The 3,878-nt window shown below is 58.0% G+C and carries 2 protein-coding genes; both read right to left on the reverse strand.

All coding sequences use genetic code 11. The features are described 5' to 3' along the window. Positions 1-287: 287 nt before the first annotated feature. Entirely contained in the window at positions 288-2,162 is a 1,875-nt protein-coding gene (locus tag DXB00_RS16055; protein WP_117488846.1) for a DUF4914 family protein, read from the reverse strand. Positions 2,163-2,492: 330 nt separating this feature from the next. Then, on the reverse strand, positions 2,493-3,278 hold the full coding sequence (locus DXB00_RS16060; protein WP_118478386.1) for a TIGR00282 family metallophosphoesterase: 786 nt from the start codon (positions 3,276-3,278) through the stop codon (positions 2,493-2,495). Positions 3,279-3,878: the final 600 nt, after the last annotated feature.

Here is a 3,878-nt window from a genome sequence, read left to right on the forward strand (position 1 = left end):
GGTACGAACCGTAGGCTGTCTACCCTTTTTGCCCCCGCGGCGGTGCCGCAACGTCCCCGCCGTCCGCAGACGGCGAATCCCCCCGCTGAGGTTCAGCGAAAAACTCTCCGCCCGGAAAGGGCGAACCCGCCAGCGGCAGTTCGAGTGCCCCGCTCAGCCGGTGCAGAAAAAGGAGCCGCCCCGTCAGGGCGAACACGCTTACGCAGTTCATGTACCCCGTCTATTCCGTGCCGAAAACGAAAAAATCACCGAAACAAATCGTTTCGGTGATTTTCTTTTACGTTTTATTAGAGGCCGGTCGGAGTGATCTTCTCGAAGTCCTCCAGCGTGCCGCCGTTCATGAAGCAGTCGATGATCTGCTTGCCGAGCGGCTCAAGCTCCGGCGTATCGAACTTCGCCAGTTCCTTGCGGAAGAAGTCGGTCAGGATCTTTGCGCCTGCATCGTAGCCGTCGGTGCCTACGCGGTCCTGCGTATCAACGCGCAGGAACTTAGAGCGGATCTTCTGGCCGTCGATGGTCAGATCCTTCATCGCGTAGCCGAGCAGCGGGCAGCGTGCCGGCTCAAGGTGCTCGCGGCGGATCTTTGCGCCGCCGTGGCGTGCCAGATACTCACGGGAGATCCACTCAGCCGCAAAGCCGACCTTGTAAACGCCGATGTGCTGGTTCGGGATCAGGACGTAGCGGGTGTTCGGGCTGTCCACGATCTGGTGCAGCAGCAGGTTTGCCTGCTTTACGCGCTTGCCGGTTGCAAACGGCCAGTAGGAACCAACGCCCTCGCTCTTCAGCTCGTTGCCGGTTACGATAGACGGGTTATTGAAGCCGCGCGGTGCGATCAGACGCCACAGCCAAGCCAGTGCCGGCGGAATGATATGCAGCATACCCATGATGCCGTAGTTCGGGTTATCGCGGGTGGAGGGGGGCATACGAACGCCGAAAGAGCGTACGTCTACTTCTACCGGCTCCTTGACGATGTTCGGAACATCCCAGCGCGGCACGATGGCACGCGGGTTGGAGCACGGCTTGCCGTTGGAATCCAGGGTGTGCTCCCAGATCAGCAGGGTTGCACCCGGATGGCCTTCCATGTTGAAGAAGCACAGCGGCTCCTTCGGCTCGGTGCAGATGCGCTCGTAAACCGGGTCGCAGCCGTAGTGCGTTACGCCGTCCATGCGGAGGAACCAGCCGTCCTCGCCGTCAACGAGTACCAGCTTGCCGGAGTTGTTCTGCACGCCCGGATAGCAGGTAGCCATATCGTCGCACACCGGCTCGATCTTGCAGGTGGAGCTGATATGCAGGTAGGTCTTTTCGCCCGTTACCGTGTTGGTAGAGAGCAGCACCTCGCCGTCCGGCTCGCGGGCGATGTCCTGCAGCATCTCGCTCTTGCCGCCGCCGGAAGCGCCCTCGTGCATGATGACAAGCTCGTTCTCGTACGGGGTGATCAGACGGCCTGCAGAAGTATGGCAGGTGGTCCAGCCCTCCTGCTCGCCAATGTCGAGCAGTACGGAGTAAACACCCTTCTTGGCAGACGGGCCCGGATACAGGTTATAGGAGAATACCTCGTGGCAGTCATCCAGACGGTTGTGAACAACGACCTGCTTGCCCTCAAAGTGGGTGTGACGGAACGGAGGTGCAACATAGATGATCGCACGCGGCTTGTAGCCCTCGGTCTCCTCTGCGCTTACAAAGCCCTGCAGATGTGCCAGCGCGAATGCGAAGAATGCGCACTGCTTCGGGCATACGAGCATGGAGCCGTAGCCGTACTGGTTGCCGCCGGAATTAAACGGCATGAGGATCAGCTCCTGCGTCTTGAACCAGTCCATGGTCTCGCGGCGCAGCTTGTCGAACTTGTAGCCGTACACATCCGCAAAGCGCTTCTTATCGGTCGGCTTGTCGTCTGCGATGCGCATGCAGTCCGGCTCGCGGCGGCGCATGTAATCCTCTGCAAAGTTGACGGATGCGCCGTTCTTGCAGCGTACAACGTCAGCTTCCTTGATCTGGCCCTTGCCCGGTACATCGAATACAACGTCGTACACGTCGGCATGTTCCGGACCGAATACCATGTCGTACAGTTCCGCCTTGCTGGTGGGAACAAATACGCCCTTGCAGTTCTCGATGACATCGGTCAATTCATCGGTAAAGGTGAATTTGGTGAGCAATGAGTTCATCTGTATCATTTCCTCCTTAAGCACCGCGGAGTCCCTCGCCACGGCATGCTAACCGGGCCGGTTAAATTTCTTAACCTTTGCCCCATTGTCTTTCGATTATAGCATACCGCAAAACCCACCCTCTCGTCAACTGTGATTTTGCTTTTTTTGCAAGTTGAATTACAAGTTCTTGCAAAATGTACAAAACCTGAGGGATTTCTCACTGTTTTCCCGACACGGTCACTTGTCCGCCGATAGGACTTTTTTACGAAAACGTTTCCGCATGGCAAAATCCGTTTCACAATGCGCAATCGTGTATCAAAAGTGCGATACTGTGCATCTGCGTACACTTTATCTCACATTCCAGCGCTCCCACACGCGGGTGACAGAATTGCATTTTCCGTTTCTCGTAATATCGAACAGCGCACCGGCAACTGCACAGTCGCCCTCAGCTGTCTTGAAATACTCGGTCAGGTCACCGCGAAACATGGCGATGGACTGCTCCACGCGCACGCCGAGCACGGATACGATCGGGCCGGTCATGCCGATATCCGTGATGTAGCCGGTGCCCTTGGGATTGACGCGCTCATCCGCGGTCTGCACATGCGTGTGCGTGCCCCAGACAGCCGCCGCGCGGCCATCGAGGTAATAGCCCATGGCGAGTTTTTCGCTCGTGGCGTTCGCGTGGATTTCGGCAAGCGCCACGTCGTACATGCCTTCGTTTTCCTTGAGGATGCGGTCTGCACACAGGAACGGATTGTCCGGGCCGAATTTCATGTCGCAGCGGCCGATCAGGTTCATGACGAGCAGGCGCATGCCCTGCGGGCCGTCATAAATGCCCCAGCCCCGACCGGGGCTTTGCGGCGCAAGATTGGCCGGACGGAGAACATCCGAACGGCTGTCCAGATACGGCACGATCTGCTGCTTGCCGAACACATGGTTGCCGAGCGTGATCACGTCCGCGCCGGCGGCAAAAATATCATCCGCCTGACGCGGGAGAACGCCGTTTCCGGCTGCATTTTCGCCGTTTACGATGACGAAATCTGCGCCGGTGTCGCGCTTGATGCGGCGGAGCAGGCCGTGAAGCGCGTCGATACCCGCCTCACCGACCACATCGCCGATGACTAATAGTTTCATGGATTACCTCTTTCTATCATTGCTGCAAGCCGTTGATTGGTTCCGCTGGATTCAGCGAGGAGTGCGCCGCCGCTGCGGCGGGAGCATGCCGCGCCCCGCGGCGGGGGGCAAGAGGGTAGACACCTACGGTTTCTACCCTCTTAACTCCCGTTTCCCTTTGTTTCCGAGTCTGGCGCAGATTGCCGTCATGTGACCGCTTCGAAATAGGAAACGGCAGAGGATTTTTTTCTATCGTAGGGGAGCACAGTGTGCTCCCATGCCGAGACATATTCGCAGCGTCAGATACCGTACTGCTACACATGTGGTTTCATCTCCGCAGGGCGCGGCATGACAGTGCCGCGCTTGCGCAGAGTAGTCCGTATGTGTAGCAGTAATGTATCTGACACTGCGAACAGGTTGAGAAAGATACGGAAGAAAAAATCCTCTGCCGTACTCCTTTTCGAAGCGGTCACATGTCGGCAATCTGCGCCAGATTAGGAAGCAAGGGAAAGGTAGGAGTTCAAAGAGGAAGGAAAACCGCAGGTTGTCCTTCCTTTTTGCCCCGCGGCGGCGCCGCGACGCTCCCGCCGTCCGCAGACGGCGAATCCCCCGCTGAGGTTC

The sequence above is a fragment of the Butyricicoccus sp. OF10-2 genome (assembly GCF_003481925.1).
Lineage (GTDB): Bacteria > Bacillota > Clostridia > Oscillospirales > Butyricicoccaceae > Agathobaculum > Agathobaculum butyriciproducens.